This window comes from Streptomyces sp. NPDC020845, from assembly GCF_044334165.1.
In the GTDB taxonomy this organism is placed as follows: Bacteria; Actinomycetota; Actinomycetes; order Streptomycetales; family Streptomycetaceae; genus Streptomyces.
Map to the genome: position 1 here is coordinate 485027 of NZ_JBIRSJ010000007.1, position 26350 is coordinate 511376.

General features: G+C 72.7%; 25 protein-coding genes. 9 read left to right on the plus strand and 16 right to left on the minus strand.

Going from position 1 to position 26350, the window contains the following annotated elements:
• Nucleotides 1-288 precede the first annotated feature (288 nt).
• A complete protein-coding gene (locus ACH4U7_RS20670; RefSeq protein WP_398529308.1) occupies nt 289-777 on the minus strand; it encodes an ATP-binding protein in 489 nt (162 codons plus the stop codon).
• A 157-nt stretch (nt 778-934) separates the two neighbouring features.
• Between ACH4U7_RS20670 and ACH4U7_RS20675 the strand changes: the two genes are divergently transcribed.
• Both ACH4U7_RS20675 and ACH4U7_RS20680 read left to right on the plus strand, forming a co-directional pair.
• On the plus strand, nt 935-1783 hold the full coding sequence (locus tag ACH4U7_RS20675) for a helix-turn-helix domain-containing protein (protein WP_398529309.1): 849 nt from the start codon (nt 935-937) through the stop codon (nt 1781-1783).
• A complete protein-coding gene (locus ACH4U7_RS20680; RefSeq protein WP_358848293.1) occupies nt 1780-1971 on the plus strand; it encodes a DUF397 domain-containing protein in 192 nt (63 codons plus the stop codon). Before ACH4U7_RS20675 ends, ACH4U7_RS20680 begins: the two co-directional genes overlap by 4 nt.
• Here ACH4U7_RS20680 and ACH4U7_RS20685 read toward each other — a convergent pair.
• The 6 genes from ACH4U7_RS20685 to ACH4U7_RS20710 form a co-directional block, all read right to left on the minus strand.
• Complete coding sequence (locus ACH4U7_RS20685) at nt 1933-2958, minus strand: Gfo/Idh/MocA family protein (protein ID WP_398529310.1); 1026 nt, start codon at nt 2956-2958, stop codon at nt 1933-1935. The two genes, ACH4U7_RS20680 and ACH4U7_RS20685, sit on opposite strands and share 39 nt — an antisense overlap.
• A complete protein-coding gene (locus ACH4U7_RS20690) occupies nt 2955-4379 on the minus strand; it encodes an NDP-hexose 2,3-dehydratase family protein (RefSeq protein ID WP_398529311.1) in 1425 nt (474 codons plus the stop codon). Before ACH4U7_RS20690 ends, ACH4U7_RS20685 begins: the two co-directional genes overlap by 4 nt.
• 81 nt (nt 4380-4460) lie before the next feature.
• Nucleotides 4461-5741 (minus strand): nucleotide disphospho-sugar-binding domain-containing protein, encoded by a 1281-nt coding sequence (locus ACH4U7_RS20695; RefSeq protein WP_398529312.1) that lies wholly within the window; start codon nt 5739-5741, stop codon nt 4461-4463.
• A 91-nt stretch (nt 5742-5832) separates the two neighbouring features.
• Nucleotides 5833-6600 carry an SDR family NAD(P)-dependent oxidoreductase gene (locus ACH4U7_RS20700; protein WP_398529313.1) on the minus strand — a complete coding sequence of 256 codons (768 nt, stop codon included), beginning with the start codon at nt 6598-6600 and terminating at the stop codon, nt 5833-5835.
• A complete protein-coding gene (gene rfbH / locus ACH4U7_RS20705; protein ID WP_398529314.1) occupies nt 6600-7958 on the minus strand; it encodes a lipopolysaccharide biosynthesis protein RfbH in 1359 nt (452 codons plus the stop codon). Before rfbH ends, ACH4U7_RS20700 begins: the two co-directional genes overlap by 1 nt.
• An 82-nt stretch (nt 7959-8040) precedes the next feature.
• Nucleotides 8041-9150 carry an NAD-dependent epimerase/dehydratase family protein gene (locus ACH4U7_RS20710; RefSeq protein ID WP_398529315.1) on the minus strand — a complete coding sequence of 370 codons (1110 nt, stop codon included), beginning with the start codon at nt 9148-9150 and terminating at the stop codon, nt 8041-8043.
• 101 nt (nt 9151-9251) lie between these two features.
• On the opposite strand from ACH4U7_RS20710, the gene ACH4U7_RS20715 reads away from it, so the two are divergent.
• Nucleotides 9252-9917, plus strand: a complete 666-nt coding sequence (locus ACH4U7_RS20715) for a dTDP-4-dehydrorhamnose 3,5-epimerase family protein (RefSeq protein WP_398529316.1) — start codon at nt 9252-9254, stop codon at nt 9915-9917.
• Here the strand turns inward: ACH4U7_RS20715 and ACH4U7_RS20720 are convergent.
• The 5 genes from ACH4U7_RS20720 to ACH4U7_RS20740 form a co-directional block, all read right to left on the minus strand.
• Entirely contained in the window at nt 9836-10615 is a 780-nt protein-coding gene (locus ACH4U7_RS20720; protein WP_398529317.1) for an NAD-dependent epimerase/dehydratase family protein, read from the minus strand. The genes ACH4U7_RS20715 and ACH4U7_RS20720 overlap by 82 nt on opposite strands.
• An 83-nt stretch (nt 10616-10698) precedes the next feature.
• Nucleotides 10699-11958, minus strand: coding sequence for a nucleotide disphospho-sugar-binding domain-containing protein (locus ACH4U7_RS20725; RefSeq protein WP_398529318.1), 1260 nt, complete (start codon nt 11956-11958; stop codon nt 10699-10701).
• A complete protein-coding gene (locus tag ACH4U7_RS20730) occupies nt 11958-13664 on the minus strand; it encodes an FAD-dependent monooxygenase (RefSeq protein ID WP_398529319.1) in 1707 nt (568 codons plus the stop codon). Before ACH4U7_RS20730 ends, ACH4U7_RS20725 begins: the two co-directional genes overlap by 1 nt.
• Nucleotides 13661-14629 carry a dTDP-glucose 4,6-dehydratase gene (gene rfbB / locus ACH4U7_RS20735; RefSeq protein ID WP_398529320.1) on the minus strand — a complete coding sequence of 323 codons (969 nt, stop codon included), beginning with the start codon at nt 14627-14629 and terminating at the stop codon, nt 13661-13663. Before rfbB ends, ACH4U7_RS20730 begins: the two co-directional genes overlap by 4 nt.
• Nucleotides 14626-15738, minus strand: a complete 1113-nt coding sequence (locus tag ACH4U7_RS20740) for a glucose-1-phosphate thymidylyltransferase (protein WP_398529321.1) — start codon at nt 15736-15738, stop codon at nt 14626-14628. Before ACH4U7_RS20740 ends, rfbB begins: the two co-directional genes overlap by 4 nt.
• A 195-nt stretch (nt 15739-15933) precedes the next feature.
• Between ACH4U7_RS20740 and ACH4U7_RS20745 the strand changes: the two genes are divergently transcribed.
• From ACH4U7_RS20745 to ACH4U7_RS20770, 6 genes are read left to right on the plus strand one after another with little or no spacing between them, the layout of a single operon-like run.
• Complete coding sequence (locus tag ACH4U7_RS20745) at nt 15934-16962, plus strand: ketoacyl-ACP synthase III family protein (protein ID WP_398529322.1); 1029 nt, start codon at nt 15934-15936, stop codon at nt 16960-16962.
• Entirely contained in the window at nt 16959-18521 is a 1563-nt protein-coding gene (locus ACH4U7_RS20750) for a class I adenylate-forming enzyme family protein (RefSeq protein WP_398529323.1), read from the plus strand. The genes ACH4U7_RS20745 and ACH4U7_RS20750 overlap by 4 nt, the downstream gene beginning before the upstream one ends.
• Before the next feature lie 42 nt (nt 18522-18563).
• A complete protein-coding gene (locus tag ACH4U7_RS20755; protein ID WP_398529324.1) occupies nt 18564-18884 on the plus strand; it encodes a phosphopantetheine-binding protein in 321 nt (106 codons plus the stop codon).
• Complete coding sequence (locus ACH4U7_RS20760) at nt 18872-20104, plus strand: nucleotide disphospho-sugar-binding domain-containing protein (protein ID WP_398529325.1); 1233 nt, start codon at nt 18872-18874, stop codon at nt 20102-20104. Before ACH4U7_RS20755 ends, ACH4U7_RS20760 begins: the two co-directional genes overlap by 13 nt.
• Before the next feature lie 23 nt (nt 20105-20127).
• The gene (locus ACH4U7_RS20765) at nt 20128-21636 is read left to right on the plus strand and encodes an MFS transporter (RefSeq protein WP_398529326.1); all 1509 of its coding nucleotides are present in this window, start codon (nt 20128-20130) and stop codon (nt 21634-21636) included.
• Nucleotides 21637-21645: 9 nt separating this feature from the next.
• The gene (locus tag ACH4U7_RS20770) at nt 21646-22833 is read left to right on the plus strand and encodes a nucleotide disphospho-sugar-binding domain-containing protein (RefSeq protein ID WP_398529327.1); all 1188 of its coding nucleotides are present in this window, start codon (nt 21646-21648) and stop codon (nt 22831-22833) included.
• A 93-nt stretch (nt 22834-22926) separates the two neighbouring features.
• Here ACH4U7_RS20770 and ACH4U7_RS20775 read toward each other — a convergent pair whose 3' ends face one another.
• The 4 genes from ACH4U7_RS20775 to ACH4U7_RS20790 form a co-directional block, all read right to left on the minus strand.
• Nucleotides 22927-23553 carry an antibiotic biosynthesis monooxygenase family protein gene (locus tag ACH4U7_RS20775; RefSeq protein WP_398529328.1) on the minus strand — a complete coding sequence of 209 codons (627 nt, stop codon included), beginning with the start codon at nt 23551-23553 and terminating at the stop codon, nt 22927-22929.
• Nucleotides 23520-24824 carry an FAD-dependent monooxygenase gene (locus ACH4U7_RS20780; protein ID WP_398529329.1) on the minus strand — a complete coding sequence of 435 codons (1305 nt, stop codon included), beginning with the start codon at nt 24822-24824 and terminating at the stop codon, nt 23520-23522. Before ACH4U7_RS20780 ends, ACH4U7_RS20775 begins: the two co-directional genes overlap by 34 nt.
• A gap of 32 nt (nt 24825-24856) precedes the next feature.
• Entirely contained in the window at nt 24857-25573 is a 717-nt protein-coding gene (locus tag ACH4U7_RS20785; RefSeq protein WP_398529330.1) for an SDR family oxidoreductase, read from the minus strand.
• 112 nt (nt 25574-25685) lie between these two features.
• Nucleotides 25686-26309 (minus strand): antibiotic biosynthesis monooxygenase, encoded by a 624-nt coding sequence (locus ACH4U7_RS20790; RefSeq protein WP_398529331.1) that lies wholly within the window; start codon nt 26307-26309, stop codon nt 25686-25688.
• Nucleotides 26310-26350: the final 41 nt, after the last annotated feature.

A 26350-nucleotide genomic window follows, 5' to 3' on the forward strand; every position in this document is an offset into this window, starting at 1 on the left:
TCTGGCGGGCTGCTGGTGGCGGTGGCCGGGGGCCCGGGTGGCGAGATGGGACGGCAAATCTGGGACCGGCTGAGCGCGCTAGTCCGCCGCTCCCCTCCGTTATACGGACGCTCCCGTCCCGGTTCGGCGTCTACTTCGTTCTGACCCTGGGCCTTTTCTCCTGGGTTATCGCGTGGCCCGGAGGGGTGGAAGCGGCACGCGGCGGGTACACCAGGCAGAACGACAGACACCTCATATGGTTACGCCCTGGCCTTGCCCCAGCCTCATTGAGCTTCCTGAAGCTGCCGATTACCCTGACCGCTTCACGAGCGCCCCGGTGCCGTGCGTCATCCGCCCATCCCGCTGACGCGGCGCTTTCACATCGGCCCATACCGTTTTGCCCGGCCCTTGGCGTTCCCGCACACCCCAGCGGTCGGCGAGCGCATCGACCAGGAGCAGGCCCCTGCCGTGCTCGTCGTCCCGATCGGGCACGACCCGCGCGGGCTGCCTGTCGTGCGTGTCCGACACCTCGATCTGTACGACGCCGGTCTCGTCGTCGTATCGGAGCAGCAGCGCGAAGTCCCGCCCCGGGACGAGGCCGTGCACCACGGCGTTGGCGGCCAGCTCTGCGACGACCAGGGCAGCAGCCTCGAAACCGCTACTGCCCCGGGGAATCCCCCAGGCGATGAGTTGGTGCGCGGCCAGGAGCCGGGCCAGCCGGGCGCCACGGCGGGTGGCGGAGAAGCGCTGAGCGAACGTGCGTACGGTGACGGGCACTTGGGCCTGTGGAGCAGTCATGGCGGAAGCGTTGTGGCGAAGGCCGGTCGTTCTACAGGCACGACACTCACCCAGATCGCTCTGTACTGGTTCACGCCGTGGACTGGGTCAGTGACTTTCTGTGAGGATGAGGAGTTGGATCGTAACGGCGCGGGGGTGCACAGGAGGCGGCGCGGCGATGGCGACGGACAACGGCGGCAACAACACAACCAGCGAACCTGAGATGTCGGACAGTCTCAAGACCTTTGGCGCGGTTTTGAAGGCGCTGAGGGACGAGGCGGGGCTGACGCAGGAGGAGTTCGCACCACAGGTGCGGTACTCGGCGGCTTACATCGCCAAGATCGAGCAGGGGAGGCGGTTCCCTCCGAGGGACCTCATCGGACGGTCGGAGGGGGTGCTGGGCCCGACGGCCGCCCGGGTCCTGGCGGCTGCGGCCCGCAGCCTGACGCGCAAGGCGGGACTGGCGTCGTGGTTCCGGCAGTGGGCGGGGATCGAGGAGGAGGCGGTGTCGCTGTATGCGTACGAATCGAGCGTCGTACCAGGGCTGTTGCAGCCCGAGCCGTACATCCGAGAGATCTTCGAACGCCGCCTTCCTCCACTCACAGAGGAGCAGTTCGAGAACCAGGTGGCTGCTCGCCTGGCGAGGCAGCAACTCCTTACGGAGCGCCCGAACACAACGTTCTCCTTCATCATCGAACAGGCCCTGCTTGAACGCCGGTTCGGCGGCGTTGACGTCACCAAGGCTCTGTACGACCACCTGCTGGAGCAGGGGTGCCACCGCAACGTGGAGATCCAGGTCATGCCTCTGCGGCAGGAGGACCATTCCGGTTTCGAGGGGCCGATGTACCTTGCCGAAACCGCGGACAACCGTTGGGTCGGCTACGTAGAAGCACACGACGCCAGCATGCTGATCACCGACCCGAAATCCGTCAGTGCCATGCTTCAGCGCTATGGCAAGATGCGCTCACAGGCTCTGGGTCGTCAGGCCACCACGAGCCTGATCGAGCAGATGCGAGGAGCGCTATGAGCACCACTGAACTGGACTGGTTCAAGAGCAGCTACAGCGGCGGTGGAGGCGGCAACTGCGTCGAGGTCGCCGTACGTCCTGACAAGGTGCACGTCCGCGACTCCAAGGACACACACATAGGCTCATTGGTGGTGTCTCGCGAAGCCTGGTCAGCGTTCACCGTCCTCGCGGCGGACGCCCAGGTCTGAGGCCGCCGACCTCGCCGCCTCCCGGATGTCGTGGAGCAGTTCCGCCTGGCGCAGCACGGTGGCCCGCCCGTCCGGCGCCTCCCCGCCGCCCTGGACGTCCCGGACGGCCCGTACGAAGGCGGCCAGGGTGTTCGCCACCTGGTCGTCGGGCGCCACCGGCAGCTCCTGGTCGCCGTCCGCGCGCCACAGCCGGACCTGGGGCTCGAAGTCGGCGGGCGGGGTGTAGGCGCGCTCCACGCTCAGCCGTCCCTCGGTGCCCCACAGCTCGTACCTGGCCACATAGGGGTGGTCGAGTCCGAAGGTCAGCTGGGCGGTGACCCCCTCGGGGGTGTGCAGCACGGCGGCCCCGGAGGTGTCGACCCGCCGCCCCTCGCCCTGGGTGAGCACCGCGCCCGCGACCCGCAGCTCGGGGCCCAGGAAGTGCAGCGCCGCGCGCACCGGATACACGCCGACGTCCCACAGCGCGCCACCGCCCAGGCCGGGGTCGTAGCGGATGTCCGTGTCCTGGAGCCGGGGGATGGCGAACGCGGCGTGCATCGCGCGCAGTTCGCCGATCGCGCCCTCGGCGAGCGCCTTGCGCACGGCCTCGTGCTGGCCGTGGTGGACGAACATCACGTTCTCCATCAGCACCAGGCCCAGTTCGCGGGCGAGGGCCAGCAGCTCGGCGGTGCGCGCCCGGTCGGTGGTGAGCGGCTTCTCGGCCAGCACATGCTTGCCCGCGCGCAGCGCCGCCGCCACCCACGGCGCGTGCAGGGCGGCGGGCAGCGGTACGTACACCGCCTCCACCTCCTCCAGCGCCAGCAGCTCCGCGTACCCGGTCACCGGACGGCAGCCGTACGTCCGCGCCGTCTCCACGGCCTTGGCCGCGTCCCGGCTGGCCACCGCCACGACCTCGGCGCCCGGCGCGGCCACCATGGCCGGCAGCATCCGGCGGCGCGCGAAACCGGCACAGCCCAGTACCCCGACGCGCAGCGCGGCGTCACTCATCGGCCGTCCCCTCCCATCGCTCCCAAGCAGGCCAGCAGGGTACGCGCTTGGACGTTGACGTAGTGGCCGTGCCGGACCAGCGAGCGCAGCTGGGCCGGGGTGACCCAGCGGTATCCCGGCGGCGGGTCGAGCGGGGCGTCGTCACACTCCACGACCAGGGTGCGGCTGTCCGCGTTCAGGAACCGCCCGCCCTCCTCCGAGTGCACCGCCTCGTACCGCACCCGGCCGCCGCGGGGGGCGAGGACCAGGTCGAGGAAGGGCGGCCGGTCCGCGGCCGGGAGGTGGTCCCAATTCCCGGGGGTGCACTGGACGGTGGGGCCGAGCTCGACCGTGTCGAGGAAGCCGCCCTCGACGCGTGCGTGCGCGAGCACATGCAGCACCCCGCCGATCCGCCGCGCCACGAACGCCGTGACCCCGGCCTCCACCGGCTCGAACAGCGGCTGGGTCCATGTGCTCACCTCGCGGCTGGCGGCCCGCACCGACACCGCCACCACCTTGAAGTACCGGCCCTCCTCATGGTCGACGGAGCGCTCACCGCGCACCCAGCCGGGGATGGAGGCCAGCGGGACGCGCTCGGCCCGCAGTTCGCGCCGGGAGCGCTCGCCGGTGAACCAGGACCGCAGCTCGGCGTCGGTGTGCAGCGCGCGCTCAGCGGCGCTCGGCCCGTGCTCGGTCCCGAGCTCCTGTCCGTACTCCGGCATACAGGACAGCACCGTGCGCGCGTCCATGTTGATGACCAGGTCCTGGTGGAGCAGTTCATTGATCTGCCCCAGGGTCAGCCAGCAGAAGTCGTCGTACAGCGGGACGTCGTCCAGCGTCTCGACGATCATGTTGCGGTTGCTCTTGCGGTAGAACCACGAGCCGTGTTCGGACTGCAGGGCATCCGCCAGGACCTGACCGCGCCCGGGGGTGACGAAGTAGTCCAGGTACTTCACGTCCAGGCCCTTGTGCACCTTGGTGTAGTTGGAGCGGGTCGCCTGCACGGTGGGCGACAGCTGGAGCAGATTGGGGTTGCCCGGCTCCATCTTGGCCTGCATCAGGAAGTGCAGCACCCCGTCGAACTCCTTGGCCAGGATGCCGAGAATGCCCACCTCGGGCTGGACGATGATCGGCTGGTGCCAGCCGCGGTGCGGGCCTTCGTCGGTGGCGGCGGACAGCCCCTCCACGGTGAAGAAGCGCCCGCTGCGGTGCACCAGATTGCCGGTGCCGGACTCGAACGACCAGCCGTCAAGATCGGCGAACGCGATGCGGTCCACGCTGAAGTCATGCGCGCGCCCGCGGTCGGCGAGCCAGCCGCCGAAATCCTCGGTGCGCAGCTGGACCCCCTGGTTCGCGGCGGCCGACCGGGCCAGCCGGGCGGGCAGCCCTGCGTCCTCCCGGGGCCGCAGTACGGGGCGGGTCGGCAGGCTGGTGGTCGACACGGGGCTGCTCCTCGGGCTGGAGATACATGGGTTCGGGTCGGCGGTGCCGGTGTGGCCTGGATGTGGCCTGGTGTCGTGTGCCTATGGTGCATGTGACGCTTGCGCCGGGCTTACAAGCCTCGTCACCGCCTCGTCCGGCCCCGGCATCGACAGCACCTCGCCGCGCAGTTCGCGCGCGGCGGCGGCGTACGAGGGCTGCTCCAGCAGCGCCGACAACTCGGCGAAGAGGCGGGCGGGCGACGCGTCCACCGGCACCAGCCGCCCGGCGCCCACGAGGGCGAGCCGCGCCCCGTTGAGCTGCTGCTCCGGGCGCGGCGCGACGATCAGCTGCGGCACCCCCGCCGCGGCGGCGGCCACCACGGCCGTACCGCCGCCCTGGTGGAGCACCGCCCGACAGCCCGCCGGGAGCCGGTACGGCGGCCCGGCCGCGACTCCCGGCCACAACACCACCTCTGTGCCGCGTGTCTCGGCGTGCCGCAGGGCTGCGCGTACGGGCTTCGGCGGACCGCCGGGGTCGTCCCAGGCGACACAGACCCGATACGCGGCCTTGCCCTCCCCAGGCGCTCCGTCCTGCCCGCCCTGCCCGTGCGGCCCGTCCTGCCCGTGCGGCCCGTCCTGCCCGTGCGGCCCGCCCTGCCCGTCCTGCCCGTTCGGCACAAAGCGCACCGCCATCCGCCGCGCCGACGAGGGCAGGGCTAGGCTGGGCGGGCACGGGTCGAGCCACAGGCCGGGCTCGTACGCCGGGTCCACGCCGTAACGCCGCATCAGACGGGCGTAGCCGGGCAGCGGCGGGCCGTGCAGATCCTGCCGGTCCAGCCGGAGTACGGCCGCGCTCCCCCACATCTGGCCGACCGCGGGCACCCCCAGCACCGCCGCGGCCACCGTGCCCGCGTACGCGCTCGCGTCGTGCACCACCAGGCCGGGCTGCCAGCAGCGGGCGAAGGCCACCAGGCCCTGCGCCATCGCCTCGGCGATCCGTACCTGTTTCTCGCCGAGCGCGCGCAACATGCCGCGCTCCTCCGCGCCGAGCCCGGCGGGCCGCACCGGCCAGTCCGCGGGCCAGTTTCCGATCCGGCGGGGCACCGCGCCCGCGGCCCCGGACGCCTTGGGCAGCGGGCCGACCGGGACGGGGACCAGACCGGCGTGGGCGACGGCCGCCGCGCAGCCGGACGGCACCGCGACCCGCACTTGGTGGCCGGCCGCCAGGAACGCCCGCGCGAGCGGCACCATCGGGGCGAGATGCCCGCCCGAGGACCAGGTGGTGAACAGAACACGCACAGGACTCCTCCGGAAGTTCGAGAGCGCGATGGCCCAGGGCCTGTCGTCGAAGGGGGCGCCCTGCTCCCGACGCCGCAGTGACATCAGCCTCCCCCAGCTACCGCCGCGAGGCACCGCACCAGACGCCGCTCGCGGCCGGACGCCCCCTTCGACGACAGGCCCTGAGATGGCTCGCTCACCGCCCGCCGGACACCGTCAAAACCTCGCCGGTGATGTTGCCGTTGGCCGCCGAGCACAGGAACAACAGCGTCCGGGCGATGTCCTCGGGCGTGCTCAGCCGCCCGGTGGGGGTGGCGGCGAGCTCCCGCTCCCGGACCGCGCCCGGCAGTCCCGCGAGCACCCGCTCGGTCGACGTCAGCCCCGGGCATACGACGTTGACCAGCACCCCGTCGCCGCCCAGGTCCCACATCAGGCTCCGGGCCAGACCGTGCAGCCCGGCCTTCGCCGCGCCGTAGAACTCCTGGCCGCGGGCGCCGTCCAGCGCGTTGTGCGAGGAGAGCAGGGCGATCCGGCCCCAGCCGCGCTCGCGCATCCCGGCGACGGCGCACTGGACCGTACGGATGGCGGGGGCCAGGTTGTCGGAGACGATCGGCAGCCACTCCTCTTCCGGTACGTCCTCGAACCGCTCGCGCGGCCCGCGCCGCACCCCCCACCGCCATGCGCCCGCCACCAGTACGTCCAGGCTCCCCCAGCGCCGCTCCACCGCGGCCACCACCCAGCGCGGTGAGGCGGGGTCGTCCAGCGCGTACGGCACGGCGAACGCCTGCCCCTGGCCGGCCGCCCCGCACAGCTCGGCGGCGAACGCCTCGGCCGCCTCGCGCTGATGGCGGTAGGCCACCGCCACCCGCGCGCCCTGCGCGGCGAAGGCGCGCGCGGTGGCCCGCCCGATGCCGCCGGTGGCGCCGGTGACCAGGACCGTACGTCCCTCCAGGCCGAGGTCCATCACGCCGTGGCCGCCCGGTGTCCGGGCGCCGGTTGAGTCCGCAGCGCCCCGCGGGTGGCCACGAACTCGCGGATGGACGCGGCGACGTAGTCCAGCATCTCCTCGGTCAGACCGGGATAGACCCCGACCCAGAAGGTCCGCTCGGTGATCAGATCGCTGTTGCGGAGGTCCCCGGACACCCGGTGCGGCAGCCCGATGTACGCCGGGTGGCGGGTGAGGTTGCCCGCGAACAGCAGACGGGTGCCGATCCGCCGGGACTCCAGGAAGTCCACCAGCTCGGCGCGGCCGAACGGGGCGTCAGGCGCCACCGTGATGACGAACCCGAACCAGCTGGGGTCGCTGCGCGGAGTGGCCTCGGGCAGCAGCAGATGCGGCACACCGTCCAGGCCCTCGCGCAGCCGCCGCCAGTTGCGGCGCCGCGCCGCGCCGAAGTCGTCGAGCTTGGCCAGCTGCGTCAGCCCCAGCGCCGCCTGGAGATCGGTGGCCTTCAGGTTGTAACCGACGTGGGAGAAGATGTACTTGTGGTCGTAGCCCGCGGGCAGCGTCCCCATCTGGTAGTCGAAGCGCTTGAGGCACTTGTTGGACTCGCCCGGCTCGCACCAGCAGTCCCGGCCCCAGTCCCGCAGCGACTCCACGATCCGCGCCAGCGCCAGGTTCGAGGTCAGCACGCAGCCGCCCTCCCCCATCGTGATGTGGTGCGCGGGATAGAAGCTCACGGTGGTCAGATCGCCGAAGGTGCCGGTGAGCCGTCCGTCGTAGCGGGAGCCCACCGCATCGCAGTTGTCCTCGATGAGGAACAGCTCGTGCTGCTCGGCGAGTTCGGCCAGCTCGGTCGCGGGGAACGGATTGCCCAGCGCATGGGCGACGGCGATGGCGCGGGTGCGCGGGCCGATGGCGGCGGCGACCCGCTCGGCGGTGGTGTTGTACGTGCCGAGGTCGACATCGACGAAGACCGGCACCAGGCCGTTCTGCAGGATCGGATTGACGGTGGTGGGGAACCCCGCCGCGACGGTGATCACCTCGTCGCCCGGCCGCAGCCGCCGGTCCTCCAGCTGCGGTGAGGTCAGTGCGGCGACGGCCAGCAGATTCGCCGAGGAGCCCGAGTTCGTCAGATGTGCCTTGCGCAGCCCCAGTTTGCGGGCGAACGCGGACTCGAACTTGCGCGAGCTGCGCCCCGCGGCGATCCGCATCTCCAGGGCGGCCTCCACCAGCGACACCCGGTCGTCCTCGTCCAGCACCGCGCCGGACGGCCAGATCTCGGTGACTCCGGGGACGAACGCCCGGCGGGGCTCCCGCTGCTCCCGCTCCTGGTGGTACTTGCGGACCTCATCGAGAACAAGCGCCCTGTGGTCGCTCATCGCCATGTCCTTCCTGCCTGTCCGTAACCGCTCACCGCTAGGGGACCAGCCACCGCTGTGACGTCATCCGTACCGTCATCCGTCATCCGTTCCGTACGGACCGGACACTTCCGCCCCCGGCTCGAAGCGCTCTCGACACCCGGTCGGGCGGCAGCCCCGCGGCGGTCAGCTGGTCCCGCAGCGAGCGGTCGGCGCGGTATCTCGGCCGCCAGCCCAGCAGCCGGCGCGCCGCGGAGATGTCCAGCAACTGCCAGTCGGCGCCGCTCCCGGCCGGCCCCGGACTTCCCGGGCCTCCCGGGCCGCCCAGGCCGCCACGGCTGCCGGGGCTCTCGGGGCGGCTGCCCGCCCGCTCCACCACCGGCGCCTCGACCCCGCTGAGCTCGATCATCCGGTCGACCAGCTCACGCACCGGCCTCGCCCGCCCCGAGCCGACGTTGACAATCCAGGCACCGGTCCGCGCCACCCTCGGCGCGACCGCCGCGGCCAGTACGGCCTGCCCGACGTCCCTGATGTCCACGAAGTCCCGCCGCGCGGTCAGCGGCGCCAGCCGCAGCGCGCCCTCCGCCGACCGGCCGCGCGCCGTCTCGGCCAGGTGGTGGGCGACCGCGCCCAGCAGACTGGTGCGGGGCGCTCCGGGGCCGTAGACGTTGGCGATCCGCAGCACCGTCCCGTCCACCGCGCCACTGCGCGCCGCGCGCAGCATCGCCTCCGCTCCGAGCAGCTTCGTACGCCCGTACGCGGACACCGGCGCGGGGGGCAGCCCCTCGGTGATCGCCGTGCCCGGCGCCACCGGGCCGTACTCGTGGACCGTGCCCAGCTGGATCAGCCGGGGCCGGTGTGCCAGCCCGGAGACCGCCTCCACAAGACCGCGCACCAGCCCGGCGTTGGCCGCCCCCAGCTCCTCCTCACCGCCGCCCCAGGCCAGCCCGGCTGCGTTGACGACGATGTCCGCCCCCGCCCCGGCCAGCACCCCGGCGAGGCGCGCGGGCGAGGTGCCGGTCAGGTCCAGGCAGATGTGGCTCCCGCCCCGGCCGGCCGCGAGCCGGTCGGCCGTGGCGCGGGAGACGGTGAGCACCCGCGCGCCCTCGGCCTCGAACACCTCGCTGATGTGGCGCCCGAGCGAGCCGGTGCCCCCGAGTACGACGACCGACACCCCGGCAGCGACCGACACCCCGGCAGCCTGCGACACCATCGGCGTCTCCTCACGGCAGTCGACATCATCTGACGGCGCCGCCATCGTGCTCGCCGCGACTCGAGTCCTCCTCGACCCGCACCGCCTACCGTCGGGGGACCATGGAGATCCATGAGACCGCCGTACCGGACGCCTACCGCATCGTGCCGCGCCACCACACCGATGCGCGGGGCAGCTTCTTCGAGTCGTACGCGTACGGGCAGCTGGCCCGGCAGACAGGCCATGTGTTCGTCCCGCTACAGGTCAACTACTCGGTGTCGGCCCGCAATACGCTGCGCGGTGTGCACGGTGTGCGGCTGCCGCCCGGGCAGGCCAAGTTCGTGACGTGTGTGCGCGGGGCGCTGCTCGACGTGGTGGTGGACCTGCGTCTTGGTTCGCCCACCTTCGGCGCGTACGACACCAACATGCTCGACGCCGACCAGGGCACCGCGATGTACGTGGCCGAGGGGTTGGGCCACGGCTTCGTGGCGCTCACCGACGACACCTGCATCAGCTATCTGTGCTCCACGCAGTACGTCCCGGGCACCCAGATCGACCTCCAGCCGCTCGACCCCGCGCTCGGGCTGCCGTGGCATCTCGGGCTCACCGACGAGCCCCTGATCTCGGAGAAGGACGCCCGCGCCCCGTCCCTGGCCGAGGCCGTCGACCAGGGACTGCTGGCCACCTACGACGCCTGCCGCACCCACTACGAACGGCAGCTGCGCGCCGCCGACGCCGCCGAGCCCACCGCGCACGTCTTCGCGAAGGCGTCGAGGACCCGCCGGTAGTAGCCGGGGCCGAAGCCCATGCGGGCCGTCTGGGGGACCAGGGCCCGCAACTTCTCGGTGCAGATGACGTGCTGGGCCCCGGCCTCCCGGTACTCCCGGTCGGCCACCAGGCCCAGCCGTCCCTCCAGATGGTCGACGATCCGCTCCACCGGAACCGCCTCCCCGGAGGCCACATTGACCGTCTCGCCCCGCAGATCCTGGGCCAGCAGCAGGTCGATCACGCGGACCACGTCCACCACGTCGATCAGATCCCGCGCCGCCCCCTTGTGGATACGGACCAGGCCCTCCCGCATCTGCCGCACCAGCGCGGGCAGCAGCTGATGCGGCGGCTGCCCGGGGCCGACCAGATGGCCGAGGCGCAGCACCAGCCAGTCGGCCCCGGAGGCGTGCAACTGCCGTTCCAGTCCCAGCTTGTGCTCCCCGTACGGGGTGCAGGGGACGATGGCGCTGTCCTCCCGCCCTGGGCCGTCCACCGCGCCGTACATCCCGGTGGCGGCGGTGGAGAAGAACAGCAACCGCCGCCCGGTGGCCCGGCATCCGTGCGCCACCTCCCGCAGCAGCGCCGCCTCCCGCGCGAAGTCCGCCTCCGAGGTGCCGCTCGCCCAGGACACACCGGCCGCGAGGACCACGGTGTCCGGGTGCTTATGGGCGATCGGCTCAAGGCTCCGGGCGAGAAACCCGTTTCCCACAATCTCCATGCCACGTCCTGAAGTCGAGAGTCGGTGCGGGGGGTGAGGGGCGTGTGGTGGGTGAGGGGGGTGGGGTGCGGGTGCGCGTGCGGTCAGCCGCGTACCAGCAGCGCGCCCGCGGCCAGCTCTTCCAGCCGGGACACCAGCGCCGAGGGGTGGGGGCCCGCCGCCATCTCCTCCTGGAGCCGCAGGGCCGTGGCCCGGTACGACGGGTCGCCCAGCAGGGCCCGGGCGGCCGCGCGGATGGCCGGGACGTCCGCGGTGGCGTTGGGCAGGGCGATCCCCGCGCCTGCTGCCACGATCCGGTCGGCGATCGTCTCCTGGTCGAGGCCGCACGGCAGCATCAGATGCGGCACACCGGCGGCAAGACCGGTCATGGCGCAGCCCCCGCCGGCGTGGTGGACCACCAGATCGCAGGAGGGCAGCAGCAGATGGAGCGGGGTGTGCTCCAGCAGCCGCACCCCGGGCGGCAGGGTGCCGATCCGCTCCCGGTCGGCGCCGGTGACGGTGAGCAGCACCTCGACGTCCAGCTCGGCCAGCGCCTCCACGACCTTCGGCACGGCGAAGGAGCCGGGCCCGAAGGTGACGCTCACCGAGGTGCCCCACACCACGCAGACCCGGGGCCGCCCGAACGACGCACCCGACTCGGGCAGCGCCTGAAGCCACGGCGGCATGGCCCCGGGCCCGTTGTAGGGCACATGGCGTACGGGGATGCGGTGGGCGGTCAGCGGCGGGGCGGCGCCGGCCGGGCAGGGGTCGATCGCGTACTCGTAGGTCTCCCGCCGCAGCGCCCCGACCTCGTAGCGCTGAAAGGCCCGGCTGGTGTCCAACGGCACCAGGGGCACCCCGCGCACCCGGTCGTCGGGCCCCACCGGGCCCCACAGATGGAGCAGCGCGGGCACCGCCAGCACCCGTCCGACCAGCGGTCCCTCCAGGCTCAGCAGGTCGTGCACCACCAGCTGGGGCCGCCACCAGCGGCCGAAGGCCACCGCCGCGTCGGTGGAGCGGCGTGCCATGTCGATCAGCTGCTCGTGGTGGTCGCGCAGCCAGGCACCCGGTTCGAACTCGTCGAGTGAGGCGACCGGGTGGCCGGTGACCGGGTGCGGCGGAAGCTCCCGGTAGGGCCAGCGCCCGCCCTGTGCGGCGGAGTAGTTGAGCAGCCGGGCCATGAACGCCAGGTCCGGCGCGTCGAGTACGGCGAGCGGGGTCAGTCCGGCCCGCCCGACGGGCTCCGCCTGGCTGGGCGCGCACACCACCCGCACATCGTGTCCGGCCGCCTGGAGCGCCCAGCCCAGCGGCACCATGGAGAACCAGTGGCCGGGCCAGTTGGACACCACGAAGAGAACACGCATCAGCGCTCGCCTCCCCGTGCCTCGGGCCGCTGCCCGGCCGGCGGCGCCACCAGATGCAGCACCGGCCGCAGCCCCAGGGCCCCCAGCGCGTCGCGCGGGCGGTCCGAGGCCGTGCCGCGGGCCGCCGCATAGCCGTCCGGCCGGATCAGCAGCCAGCCGCCGGGCGCCGCGCGCAGATCGGCCCGCAGCCGCGCGCCCGGGTCGGCCAACGGGCCCGGCGCGCCCTCCACAGCGCCTTCGGGCACGGCCGTCACGACCGTACGGACGCTCAGATAGCCCCCGTACGCCTCGGCGAGCGCACACAGCGACGGGTACTGGTCCGAGGTGGCGAAGGCGAGCAGCGTCCAGCCGGGCCGGGACAGTTCGGCGATCAGCTCCCGCCAGCCGGGGCTCTGCGCCACCCGCCGCGGCCCGACCGTGGCCACACGGGTACCCGCCGTCTCCCCGAGGACCGCGGGCCCGGACCCGTACGCCAGGTCGAGCGCGGTCATACCGCCCATGATCCGGCGCTGGATCCGGGCCTTGAGCGGCGGCAGCGCGCGGACCACGCCGAACGCGGTGCGCAGCAGCGAGGCGGCGGTACGGCTCTTCAGCTGCACCAGGGCGGTGGCGAACCGCGTGGAGTGCAGCAGCCGTTCGCCGACCGGCACCCGCTCGGCGCCGTAGGACTCCAGCAGCCGCGGGCCCGCCTCGCCTCGGATGACGGCGGCGAGCTTCCAGGCGAGGTTGACCGCGTCCTGGACCCCGGTGTTCATGCCCTGCCCGGAGGCCGGGCTGTGTACATGGGCCGCGTCGCCCGCGACGAACACGCGCCCCGCGCCCATCCGCGGCACCATGCGCTGCTGGATGGAGAACACCGACACCCAGGTGGGGGTGGAAACCCGCGCGGCGCGGCCGGTGCCCGCCCGGATCTTGGCGGCGAACCGCCGCGCCACCGCCGCGTCCTGCGCCTCGCCGCCGTCGTACTCGACGTCCGTGGTGTCCAGCAGCCGCCACTTGCCGGGCTCCGGGAACGGCACCATCATCACGGTCCCGGCCGGGGTGCGCATCCAGTGGATGCTGTCGCGCGGCAGATCGCAGTCCACCTCCGCGTCCGCGATCAGCCAGGTCTCGCTGGAGTCGCCGAGCAGCGGCAGCCCGAGCTTCTTCCGTACCGTGCTGTGCCCGCCGTCGCAGCCGACCAGCCACCCGGCGCGCGCCTCCTCCACGCGGCCGTCCGGATGGCACAGCCGGGCGCGTACGGCGGTGCCCAGGTCCTCGAACCCGGTCAGCCGCACGCCCCACTCCACCTCGATCCCGTGCCGGGCAGCGGACCGGCGCAGCACCTCCTCGGTGATCACCTGGTCGACCATGAGGGTGAAGGGGAAACGGGTGGGCAGCCGGCTGTAGTCGGTGTCCAGGCGGATGAGGCGGCGGCCGTTCTGGTGCAGGGTGAAGTGCTCCACCCGCTGTCCGCGGGAGATCAGTTCGTCGGCCACGCCCATCTGGTCGTAGGTCTCGAGGGTGCGCGCATGGGTGGCCAGGGCGCGGCTGGTGGTGGCCGGGCCCGCGGCGCCGTCGACCAGGCGTACCCGCACGCCGTGCCGGGCCAGTTCATGCGCCATGGTGAGCCCCACGGGCCCGGCACCGACCACGAGCGCCTGGGTGGCGACGTGGTCCAACGACCCCGGGGCGTCCCCCGGGTGGTGCTGCCGCGTCGGACTCATCCGCGCGTCACCTGCTTCCACCAGCCCGGGTTGTCGCGGTACCAGGCGACGGTGGCGGCCAGGCCGGTGTCGAACGGCACGCGTGGCGCATAGCCCAGCTCTTCGCGGATCTTCGTCTCGTCCAGGGAGTAGCGCAGATCGTGCCCCTTGCGGTCCGGGACGTGGCGCACCATGCGCTCATCGGCGCCGCACAGCTCCAGCAGCCGCCGGGTCAGGGCGGCGTTGGTGTACTCGTTGCCCCCGCCCACGTTGTAGATCTCGCCCGCCCGGCCTCGGCTGAGCACCAGGTGGATGGCGCGGCAGTGGTCCTCGACGTGCAGCCACTCGCGCATGTTGGAGCCGTCGCCGTAGAGCGGGACCTGCTTGCCCTCCAGGAGGTTGGTGACGAACAGCGGTATGAGCTTTTCGGGGTGCTGGTACGGGCCGTAGTTGTTGGAACACCTGGTGATCGACACATCGAGGCCGTGGGTGCGCCAGCAGGCGCGGGCGATCAGGTCGGAGGCCGCTTTGGACGCCGCGTACGGGGTGTTGGGCGCGAGCGGCCACTCCTCGGTCCACGAACCGTGCTCGATGGAGCCGTAGACCTCGTCGGTGGACACATGCACCACCCGGGGGACACGGGCGCGCAGACAGGCGTCGAGCAGGATCTGGGTGCCGCAGGCGTTGGTGGTCACGAAGTCGGCGGCGGCCTCCAGGGAGCGGTCGACATGCGACTCGGCGGCGAAGTGCACCACCGCGTCGTGACCCGGCAGCACCTCGTGCAGCAGCGCGGCGTCGCAGATGTCGCCGCGTACGAAGGTCAGGCGCGGATCGGCGGCCGGGAGGCTGTCCCGGTGTCCGGCGTAGGTCAGCTTGTCCAGGACGGTGACCCGGGCGCCCGCGCAGCCGGGGTAGCCGTCGGCGAGCAGGGTGCGGACGTAGGTGGAGCCGATGAAGCCGGCGCCGCCGGTGACCAGGATCCTCACGCGGCCACCTCGATACGGGTGTGGTCGCCGACGACGAGCCGGTGGCGGCTCGTGGGGGTGTTGGTGGGGGTGTTCTCGGCCGTTTCGGGGGCCGTCTCCGGGGCCGGGACGGTGGCGATGGCCGCCGAGCGGCCGATGACCGAGCCGTACAGTCCGCGCACCCGCACCAGGGAGGCGCCGTCCAGCACGATCGAGTCGTCCAGCCGGGTGTCCCGCAGCACACAGTCGCTGCCGACCGAGGTGTGCGGCCCCACGTGGCTGTCCTCCACCAGCGTGCCCGCGCCGATGATCGCCGGTCCCTCGATCCGGGAGCGCACCACCCGGGCGCCGGACTCGACCACGACCGGGCCGGTGATCTCGCTGGCCTCGTCCACGTCCGCCGCCACCGAGCGGGTGAGGGTGCGCAGCAGCTCGCGGTTGCAGTCCAGGACGTCCTCGACCTGGCCGGTGTCCTTCCAGTAGCCGGAGTACTCGCTCGCCCGTACCGTCTCGCCCCGGGCCACCAGCCACTGGATGGCGTCGGTGATCTCCAGCTCGCCACGGGCGCTCGGCGCGATCGCGGCGACGGCCTGGTGGATGGCGGGGGTGAAGAAATACACGCCGACCAGGGCCAGATCCGAACGCGGCCGGGCGGGCTTCTCGACCAGCCGCAGCACCGAGCCGTCCACCGCCACTTCCGCCACCCCGAACGCCTGCGGATCGGGGACCTTGTGCACCACCACCTGCGCCGCCGGCCGCCTGGCGCGGAACTCGGCCGCGACGTCCGCCACCCCGTCCGGGAGCATGTTGTCGCCGAGGTACATCACGAAGTCGTCGTCGCCCAGGAAGTCGCGGGCGATGGCGACACAGTGGGCAAGACCCAGCGGCTCGTCCTGCGGGATGTAGGTGATCCGCACGCCGAGGTCGGAACCGTCGCCCAGCGCCGCCGAGATCGCCCGGAGCTGATTGCCGACGACGATGCCGACGTCGGTGACGCCGAGGTCGCGGATCGCCGTCAGGACGTGTTCGAGGACCGGCTTGTTGGCGATGGGGATGAGCTGCTTGGGCATTGAATAGCTGAACGGGCGCAGGCGGGTCCCCGACCCGCCGGACAGCACGAGAGCCTTCATGTAAGTCCTCCTTAGCGGACAGCGCGAGCATGTGAGCGCCCGGTCGAGGACCCCTCGAAGACCGGTGAACCCCTGCCGCGGGTCCGCCATGTACCGGACCTCCAGCCCGGCTTGAGCCGCATTGCCGACCATCTCCCGCGTCCAGCACATCGAGCACATCGAGTGCGGCGTCGGGCGTCGGAGGAGAGAGAGTCCATGCGCTGGGAGAACATCCACATCGCCGCGGTCGGCACCTGGCTTCCGGAGCCGGTGGCCGTCGAGGCCGCCGTACGGTCAGGGGAGCTGACCCCGGAGCGGTGCGAGGTCTTCGGCTACCGGTCGGTGCTCATCGCCCCCGACGGGATCGCTCCGCCGGACATGGCCGTGCACGCCGCCGAGACGGCGCTCAAGCGCTCCGGTATCGCCCCCAAGGAGTTCGGGCTGCTGCTCCACGGCAGCCTGTGGTTCCAGGGCCTGGACGTGTGGCCGGTCGGCTCGTACATCGCCCAGCGCACCGTGGGGCGCACCGTCCCCGCGCTGGATGTGCAGCAGCGCTGCAACGTCGGGGTCGGTGGCATCGAGCTCGCCGCGACCCACCTGGCCGCCGGGGCGCGTGGCTCCGCGGTGATGCTCACCACCGCGGACCGCTGGGACGGCGGGGTCAACCGGTGGTCCCTGCACGAGGACCATGTGTACGGGGACGGCGCCACCGCCATGGTCCTCTCCCGCCGGGGCGGATTCGCCCGGCTGCTGTCCACGGCGACCGTCGCCGACAACTCGCTGGAGCCGATGGCGCGCGGCGACGAGCCGTTCCACCCGGTGTCCCCTGCCGCCCACACCCCACTCGACCTGACCCGCCGGTCCCGCCAGTACAAGGCCGAACACGACGAGGACGAGGCGGCGCTGCGGCACGCCCGGGTGATGCTCCAGGCGAAGGTCAAGGCGCTGGCCGCGGCCCGTATGCCCTCCTCCGCCCTGGCCAAGGTGGTCATCCCGGCGACGGGGCGGCGCAAGGGCGAGTACCAGCTGCACCATCTGCTCGGCGTGGAGGAGCACCAGACCACCTGGGAGTACGGGCGCACCACGGGCCATATCGGCGGCGGGGACCTGGCCGCCGGCCTGGCCCATCTGGTGGAGACGGAGGCGGTCCGTCCCGGTGATCGGGTGCTGCTGTTCGGCGGCGGTTCCGGGTTCACCTGCACCACCGCCCTGCTGGAGATCACCGAGGTCCCGCAGTGGACATGACCGCCGCCCCGAGCCCGCCCCGGGCCACCTCCGGCACCGTTCACGCGCTGCTGGAGACCGCGGCGGCCACCCGGCCGAACGCCTGGGCGGTCCGGGACCGTACGGGCGCGTGGACGTACCGCCAACTCGCCGAACAGGCATCGGCGTTCGCGGCGTGGCTGGACGAGCGGGGCGTACGGCGCGGTGAGCGGGTACTGGTCCGGGTCGGCAACCGGCGGGAGTTCACCGCCATGCTGTTCGGCACCGTGCGCCACGGGGCCGTGTTCGTCCCGGTCAACCCGGCGATGCGGCCGTTCCATCTGACCACGGTGGCAAACGACTGCGACCCCGCGCTCGTCGTCGCCCGCGCCGACGACCCCGCGACACTGCCCGGGCTGCGGAAGGTGACCGGCCGCCCCGTCCATGACCTGGACGCGATGTGGCGGTGTGTAGAAGCGCTAGCGCTACAGCCACCACCCGACGAGGCGGACACCGCCGCCGGCCGTGAGGCCGAGCCGGGGTCCCCCGACGACCTGGCGCTGCTCATCTACACCTCCGGCTCCACCGCCGCGCCCAAGGCCGTGATGTGCCCGCACACCGCCATCTGCTTCGCGGCCCGCGCCATCGCCTCCCGGCTCCGCTACCGCGCGGACGACGTCGTCCTCACCGCCCTACCGCTCTCCTTCGACTACGGCCTCTACCAGATCTTCCTGGCCGCTCTCGCGGGCGCCGAGGTCGTCCTGACCGAGCCGGACCACCACATCGGGCTGCTGGCCACGGTGCGCGAACACGGCGTCACCGTCGTCCCGGTGGTGCCCTCGCTCGCCGAGATACTGCTCCGGCTGGCCGGCCGGGAGCGCTCCGCCGCCGCCTGGCCCGTCCGGCTGTTCACCAACACCGGCGCGGCGCTCACCTCCCCGCTGATCGCGGGGCTGCGGCGGGCGTTCCCAGGTGCGGCGGTGGCGCCGATGTTCGGCATCACCGAGTGCAAACGGATCACCGTGCTCGAACCCGACGGCGACCTCGCCAAACCGGACTCCGTCGGCACCGCCCTGCCGGGCACCCACCTGGCCATCCTGGACGACGCGGGGCAGCCGCTGCCCGCCGGGCACACCGGGCAGATCGCGGTCCGCGGCCCGCATGTCATGCGGGGCTACTGGCGGGCGCCGGAGCTCACCGCGGCCCGGTTCCGTACGGATCCGCTGACCGGCGAAACCACCCTGCACACCGGCGACTTCGGCCACCTCGACGACGACGGCCACCTCTACTTCCACGGGCGCCGCGACGACCTGTTCAAGCGGCGCGGCGTACTGACCGGGGCGCTGGAGATCGAGGCGGCGGCGCTGGACATCGACGGGGTCACCGCCGCCGCCGTACTCCCGCCCGGCCCGGATGCGGACCTCACGCTCTTCGCCGTCACCGAGCTGACGCCGGAGCGCGTGCTCGGCTCACTCGGCGAACGGCTGGAGGGCTCCAAGGTCCCGGCCGACTGCCGGGTCCTCCCCGCGCTCCCGCTCACCCCGAACGGCAAGACGGACAAGCAGCGGCTGCGGCAGATGCTCGGCACATCGCCCCAGTAGCAGAACAACTTCTCTCAAGGACAGAAGGAAGAGGTCACCGCCATGCACTCGGATCGTTCCGGCCCGTCCGGCTCGTCCGGCCCCTGGGAGCAGCGCTTCGAGGACCTGGTCCTCGGCGTCCTTCCCCAGCACTCCCGCCACGCGCCGCTCGACCCCGCCCTCGACCTGAAGACGGCGGGGCTCGACTCCATGGCCACCGTCGAGCTCCTGGTCCGCCTGGAGGAGGCATACGGAGTGGACTTCCCCGACGCCACGCTGAGCGGGGAGACCTTCGCCACCCCCGACGCGCTGTGGCGCGTACTCGCCGCGCAGCGCACGGACGACGCGGTCACCTCCGAGGGGGAGCCCACATGCGCGTCCTGATGATGACCACGCCCTCGCCGTCCCATCTCGCCCCGATGATCCCGCTCGCCTGGGCGCTGCGGGCCGCGGGCCACGAGGTGCTGGTGATGGGGCAGCCCGATATCCAGAAGACGGCCCACGCGGCCGGGCTGACCAGCGTGAGCGTCGGCGCCCCGTACTACGGCAACGACTCGGTGCTGCCGTATCTGCCACCGGGTATCCGGCCGCTCCAGGCCCTGGGGCGGAACAACAAGGAGGTCCTGCCGGGCGCCGCCAAGGTGTACGCCACCCACGCCCGTTACATGGTCCGCGGCTATCTCGACGTGGCCCGCGAGTGGCGGCCTGACCTGGTCGTGGGCGAGCAGTTCGACTACACCTCGCTGATGATCGGCGGCGCCCTGGGCGTGCCCGCCGTACACCACCGCTGGGGCGTCGACCCGCTGACCGGCCCGGCCCGGCCGATCGCCGCCATCTTCCTGGACGGGCTGTGCCGCCGGCTTGGCATGGACGGCCTGCCCGAGCCGCACGCCGTCCTCGACCCGTGCCCGCCCTCGCTCCAGGACCCGGACGCCGCGCCCGGCACACCGATCCGGTTCGTGCCGTTCAACGGCGTCGGCACCAGGCCCACTTGGGTCACCGAACCGCGGGCCGCCCGCCGCGTCTGCGTCACCCTGGGCCGGCAGACCCTGGTGACGAACGGGCTGCCGCTGCTGCGCCATGTGCTGGAGGCGTTCGACGGGCTGCGGGATGAGAGCGACGAGGGAGAGGGGGCCGTCGAGGCCGTGGTGACCGTCGACCCCCGCTTCCGGGACCAGGTGGGCGCGGTGCCCTCCGCCGTACGGATCGTCGACCCCACCCCGCTGAATCTGTTCCTCCACACCTGTGACGCGGTCATCCACCACGGCGGCTGCGGCAGCGCGCTGACGGCGACCGCGGCAGGGCTGCCCCAGCTCGTCCTGCCCCAGCTCCTGGACCAGTTCACCGTCGGCGACGCACTGGCCGACGTGGGCGCCGGGATCAGCCTGGACACCGCGGCGGCGCAGGACGACCCGGAGCGGGTGCGGGCCGCGGTGTCCGCCCTGCTCACGGACGAGGGACACCGCCGGGCCGCCGCCGAACTGGCCGATGAGGTACGGAACATGCCCTCGCCCGCGACTGTCGCCGCCGATCTCGAACAACTCGTCGCGACAACCACCGACCGGGTCCCCGCCCACACCCCGGCCCTGGCCGCCGCGTCATGAACACGGGGTCCGACCGGCCCCCCATGTCCGAGGGGCAGATCCACCTCTTCTCGCTGGGCGCCCTGCTGACCATGCTGCTCTCGCTGCTCGACGAGAACATCGTGGCCACCGCCGCCTGGCCGATCGCCCAGGACCTGGATCCGGCCGGCGGCGTCGGCGCCATCCCCTGGCTGATCACCGCCTACGCCCTGGCCGCGACCGCGTCCCAGCCGCTGTACGGGAAGCTCAGCGACACCCTCGGCCCCCGGCGGGTCTACCTCTTCTCGGTCCTCGTCTTCCTCCTCGGCTCCGCGCTGTGCGGAACAGCAAGCCATATGGGCGAGTTGATCGCCTACCGCGCGCTGCAGGGCCTGGGCGGCGGCGGGCTGATGAGCCTGACGCTGATCATCCTCGCCACCGTCTACCCGCCCCGGCAGGGCAGCGGCGGCGGTGGCATGGGCATGGGCGGCGGACTGGTGGCCCTCGGCATCCTCGCGGGTCCGCTGCTCGGGGGCTTTCTGACCGAGCATCTGTCCTGGCGCTGGATCTTCTACGTCAATCTGCCGCTGGGCGCCGTCTCCGTCGCCATCACCCTGGCCACTCTTCGGCTGCCGCACCGCACCACCGGCCACCGCGTGGATGTGACGGGCGCGGCGCTGGTCACGGCGGGCGCCACCGGGCTGCTGCTGGTGGCCGAGTGGGGCGGCTCGCACTACGCCTGGTCCTCCGCGCCGATCCTCGCGCTGGGCGCGGGGAGCACCGCCCTGCTCGTGGTGTTCTGCTGGTGGGAGACGCGGGTGGCGGAGCCGATCCTGCCGATGTCGCTCTTCCGCGATCCGGTGTTCCGGATCGCCGCGCCGCTCCAGTTCATCGGCGGCTTCGCGGTGCTGGCCTCCCCGCTGTTCATCGTCGCGTATCTGCAGATCGCCCGCGGTGTGCCGGCGGGCGACGCGGGGCTGCGGCTGGCCCCGGTGGCCGCGGGGGTGATGGTCGTCATGGGCGTGTCCGGGCTGGTGATCACCCGGCTCGGGCGCTACAAGCCGCTGCTCATCGCGAACACCGCCATCGCGGCGCTCGCCCTGGCCCTGTTCGGCACGGTCGACACGCACACCTCGGGCCTGACGCTCGGACTGCTGCTGGTGCTGCTCGGTATCGGGCTCGGCGGGGTCGTACAGGTCGTGCTGCAGACCGCTCAGGCGGCCGCGCCGCCCGGCAGCCTCGGTGTCATCACCACCGGCACCCGGTTCTTTCTGATGCTGGGCAAGGCGTGCGGCGCCGCGGTGCTCGGCGCGGTCCTGGACCACCGCTACTCCGGACACCCGGGGACGGCACACGCGGTGCACGCCTACGTACTGGCCACCGACACGGTGTTCCGGTGCGCCGCCGGGGTGATGCTGGCCGGTCTCGCGCTCGCGCTCCTCATCCCGGACGTACGGCTGAGCGCCCCCGACCCCCGGCCCGCGACTGCCGCCACCCCCGCACCCACATCCCCTGCCACCACCCCCGCACCCACTTCCTCCGCCACCGCCGACGCCCCGCAACCGTCCACCTGAGGAGAGCAGATGCGCGTCCTGATGATGTCCACCCCCGTGTCCTCCCACTTCGCGCCCCTGGTGCCACTGGCCTGGGCGCTGCGCAGTGCGGGACACGAGGTGCTGGTGGCCGGGCAGCCGGATGTGATGGGTCCGGCCCGTTCTGCGGGGCTGAGCGCCGTGAGCATCGGCGACTGGTTCCACGTCGACGACCTGCTGCTCGGCGGCCTCCCTGAGGGCAAACGGCTCGTCGAATCGCTCGGCCGCCCGGCGTCGGAGCAGGTGGCCGGGGCGGCCCGGATGTGGATGGTGCACACCAAGTACCTGCTGCCGGACTACCTCGACTTCGCCCGCGCCTACCGCCCGGACCTGATCGTCTCCGATCTGCTGGAGTACACCGCGCCGATCCTCGGCGGGGTGCTGGGTGTGCCGGTGGTGCACTACCGCTGGGGCGTCGATCCGTACACCCGTCCCGCACGCCCGGCGGCGCGCCTCGCCCTCCAGGGGGTGTGCGAACGCCTCGGCCTGGACGGGCTGCCCGACCCCACCGTGCTGCTTGACCCCTGCCCGCCCGCGCTCCAGCTCCCGACGGCGGAGCAGGGCACCCCGATCCGGTACGTACCCGCCAACGGCAGCGGTGTCATGCCGGACTGGCTGCGCGACGAGAGCGTCGCCGAGGCGAGCTCCCGGCCCCGGCGGGTGGCCATCTCCATGGGGCTGCGCACCCTCGTCCTCAACGGCGTCCCGCATCTGCGGCAGGTGCTGCGGGCCTTCGACGGGCTGCCGGACGTCGAGGCGGTCGCGACCGTCGAGCAGGAGTACCGCGAGGAGTTGGGCCCCGTCCCGGACAACGTACGGATCATCGACCCCACGCCACTCCATCTGTTCCTCGGCAGCTGTGCGGCGGTGATCCACCACGGCGGGGCGGGCACCGCGCTCACCGCCTCGGCCTTCGGTCTGCCGCAGCTCGTACTGCCGCAACTGGCCTGCATGTTCGCCACCGGCGACCGGCTGGCGACAGTGGGCGCGGGCATCACGCTCGACGACGCGGCCCGCCAGGACGACCCCGAGGTGCTGCGCGAGTCCCTGACCACGCTGCTGTCCGAGCCCGGCTACGCCAAGGCGGCCGGGGAGCTGCGGCAGGACATGGAGCGGATGCCGGTGCCCTCGCGGGTCGTGGCCGATCTGGAGCAGCTGGCCGAGTTGCAGCCGGTGTGAGTGGCTGCGTGTAAGTGGCCGCGTGTAAGTGGCCATGTGTGAGGGCCGACCCCGCGGGGGCCGGCCCTCAGCTGTTCCACCACTCAGGCCGGTTCAGGCCGCGCGGCTGGCCGCTCCGTCCATGGATGCCTCGGCGATCACCTCGTAGATCTCCTCGTCCGGCCCCGCCCCCGCGGCCCGCGCCGCCTCCGCGTCCCGCAGGCGCATCAGGCTCACACAGCCGCCCTTGCGGCGGTCGGAGGCGACGACCGAGCCGGAGACGAAGCCCTCACAGCGGGCCGCGGCGTCGAGCCGCGCCACCAGCGGCGCCTCGTCGCCCGGCTCATGGGAGGTCACCACGCAGTACTGCCCGGCCCCGTCGCCGACCACCCCCGCCGCATCCGCCTCCGTAACGCGGGCCGAGGCCAGCACCGGGCCGTGGTCGTTGTCCAGGTCGGCGAGTTCCATCAGCCCGGCGGCGGTGAGCAGGAGGAAGTCCGGGACCATGACGGCGGCCTTGTAGGCCGAGTTGTCCCGCCACTCGGTGACGATGACATGCCGGTCGGAGTGGTCGGGCGACCGCAGCAGCGAGGTGTGCAGAAAACCGTGCTGGGTCGTCATGTATTCGCGGTAGCCGTCGAACGCCTCCTCGAAGGCCTCCGTGTCCTGCTTGTGCCTGTCCGTCAGCACAAAGCGCGCGACCACCGTCACAGGGGCGGGGCCGTGCTTCTTCTCCGGCATGACATAACCCTTTCTTCCGAGCCGTCCGAGATACGGATCGACGGATTGCCGTACGCGATGCGGTGGAGGATCTTGCGGTAGAGCGGGGTGTGCCGCAGCACCCGCGCGAGCCGGGGGCGCACCCGGGTGGCAAAGGGGCCCTGCGAGAGCATCGCCTTGCTCTGCAGGGCCTGTAGCCGCATGACGGCCGCGATATCGGGGCTCCGGCGCTCCTCGAAGGCCGCGAGGCGCGCCGCGCCGGTGTCGCCCGCGGCCAGCGCGCCGACCAGGACCGGGTGCAGCACCACCGCGTCCTGGACGGCGAGGTTGATGCCCTGGGCGCCGATCGGGCTGTGGGTGTGGGCGGCATCGCCGATCAGCACAAGCCCGTCGTCGGCCCAGCGCTCGGCCCGCGACGAGAACACGTCCAGCAGGCTGAGGTCGCCCTGCGAGCGGACCTGTTCGCGGATGAGGTGGGCGTACGGCGGCACGGCGCGGCAGAGTTCGTCCCTGACGTGGTGCAGGCCCTGTCCGGCGATATCGCGATAGCCCTTGTGCGGCAGGGTCCAGCCGACCTGGATGCGGTCGGGCCAGGAGGCATAGACGAGTACGGGGCTGCCGCCGGCGCGGAACACCCGCACATCGCGGACGGGCGGCTCAACACGGTCGTTCTTGCCCTGGTTCTCGCTCCGGCTTTCGCTCTCCTTGAGCTTGAACCACAGCACATCGTGGTCGAACGCCTCCGTGCGCCCCGCCCCGATGCCCGCCAGCCGCCGGATCCGCGAATAGCGGCCGTCCGCGCCGACGACCACCCGGGCCCGTACGGTGCACGGGCCCACCGGCCCGGCGGCCGTGACGCCGGCGACGCGGCCCTCCCGGCGGACAAGACCGCCGACCCGCCGCCCGTCCAGCCAGCGGAAACCGGTGAAGCGATGGCAGTGCGCTAGCAGTTCGTCCAGCACATGCGCCTGCGGGATGCTCAGCAGGTGGTCGTACGGGGCGGGCAGCAGCCGGTAGTCGGCCTCCAGCAGCACACGGTCCCCCTCGACCAGGCGGAACCGGTCGTGCTCATGTCCGCCGCGCGCCCGGGCCCCGGCCAGTACCCCGAGGTCGTCCAGCAGCGCCATCGCGCCGGGCTGAAGGATCTCGCCGCGGAACTCCCGGTGGTGCGTACGGGAGCGCTCCACCACCGTCACCCGGGCCCCGGAGCGCAGCATCAGCAGCGCCAGGACCAGCCCGGCCGGGCCGCCGCCGACCACGCACACATCGGTGTCGAACTCCTCCTCGGCCACCTGCGCTCCCTTCTGACGCGCCGCGGGTACGCTCACGCGCGCAGCCCCAGACCGCCGTCCGCGGTGATCACCTGGCCCTGGATCCAGCCCGCCTCCGCCGTGCACAGCAGGGCCACCACATCGGCGACATCGGCCGGCGTGGTCAGCCGGCCGCCCGGGGTGCGCGCGGCCAGCGCCGCGGCGGTCGCCGGGTCGGGGGTGTCAGGACCCTTGTCGAGCTTGGCGGTGGCAACCGCGTTGACCGCGATCCGGCGGCCCGCCAGCTCCACGGCGAGATAGCCCACCAGGCTCTCCAGCGCCGCCTTGGCGATACCGGGGCCGACGTAGCGCGGCACGGCCCGGTGGGCCCCGCTGCTGGACACCGCGACGATCCGCCCGGGCCCGCCCGCCATCAGGTCGGCGATCGCGGAGGCGCCGTGCAGCAGCGGGTCCAGGGCGGCCGAGAGGTCGGCCCGTACGCCGTCGGGGCGCGCCCCGACGGCGGGCATCGGGTGCCAGGACGCGACGCTGTGCACGAAGATGTCCAACCGGCCGTACCGCTCGCCCACCTCCGCCAGCAGCGCGTGCAGCTGCTCGGGGCTGGTCACATCCGCCCGCCGGGCGATCGCGCTGCCCTTGAGCCCCGACAGGTCGCGGAGCGCGCGTTCGGCGTCCGCCTCGCTGTGCGCGTAGTCGAGGATCACCTGGGCGCCCGCGGCGGCCAGCTTGCGGGCCACCGCGAACCCGACGCCGCGCGTCGCCCCCGTCACCAGCGCGACCTTGCCGTCCAGCCCCAGCGTGGCCGGTTCAGCACCGGCCTCCGCAAGCTCAACCTCTGCTGGCTCAACCTCTGCTGGCTCAGCCTCTGCGGGCCTGGTCGCCTCAGCCGACACGATCCGCCGCTTTCTCCACCGCGGCCTGCGCGGCGAGGTGCACGGCGCACTCGGCCATGCCGAAGGCCGGGGCGTCGGCGCGGGCCGCCCGCCATGCCTCCGCGTCCGACCACCAGGTGACGAAGGTGTAGTTGCCGGGCCGCGTCAGCGACCGGCTGAAGTCGGCGTGCAGAAAGCCCGGCCGCGCCGTCAGGGCACGGGCGTACTCCCGATAGGAGTCGTCGAACGCGTCGAGGCTGAGCCCAGCCCCCTCAATGCCCAGCCGTTCGACGACGACCACCGGCGCGCCCTCCGTGACATCGCCGCCCGTACGCAGCACATTGCGGGAGGGGTCGGCGTCCACCTCCACCACTTCGTGGAACTCCTTGGCGTGTGCCTGGAACACCTCGCTGCTTCGCACCCGCTGGAAGGATTCGGGCGAGCGCCAGCGGCCGAGGTTGATGTACACCCCGGGCCGCTCCACCAGCCGCACCGCCTGGTGCGAGTCAAAGCCCTCCTGGGCGCGCATCCACGCCACATGGTCGAGAAAGCGCCGCTCGAACTCATCGGCGCGGCCGTGGTCCTTGAGCGTGAAGGTGTTGATGACGGTGAACAGACCGGTCGGGTGGTCCACGGTACGGCCTTCCTGGGTTCGGACAGGGGCGTGGTCAGGGG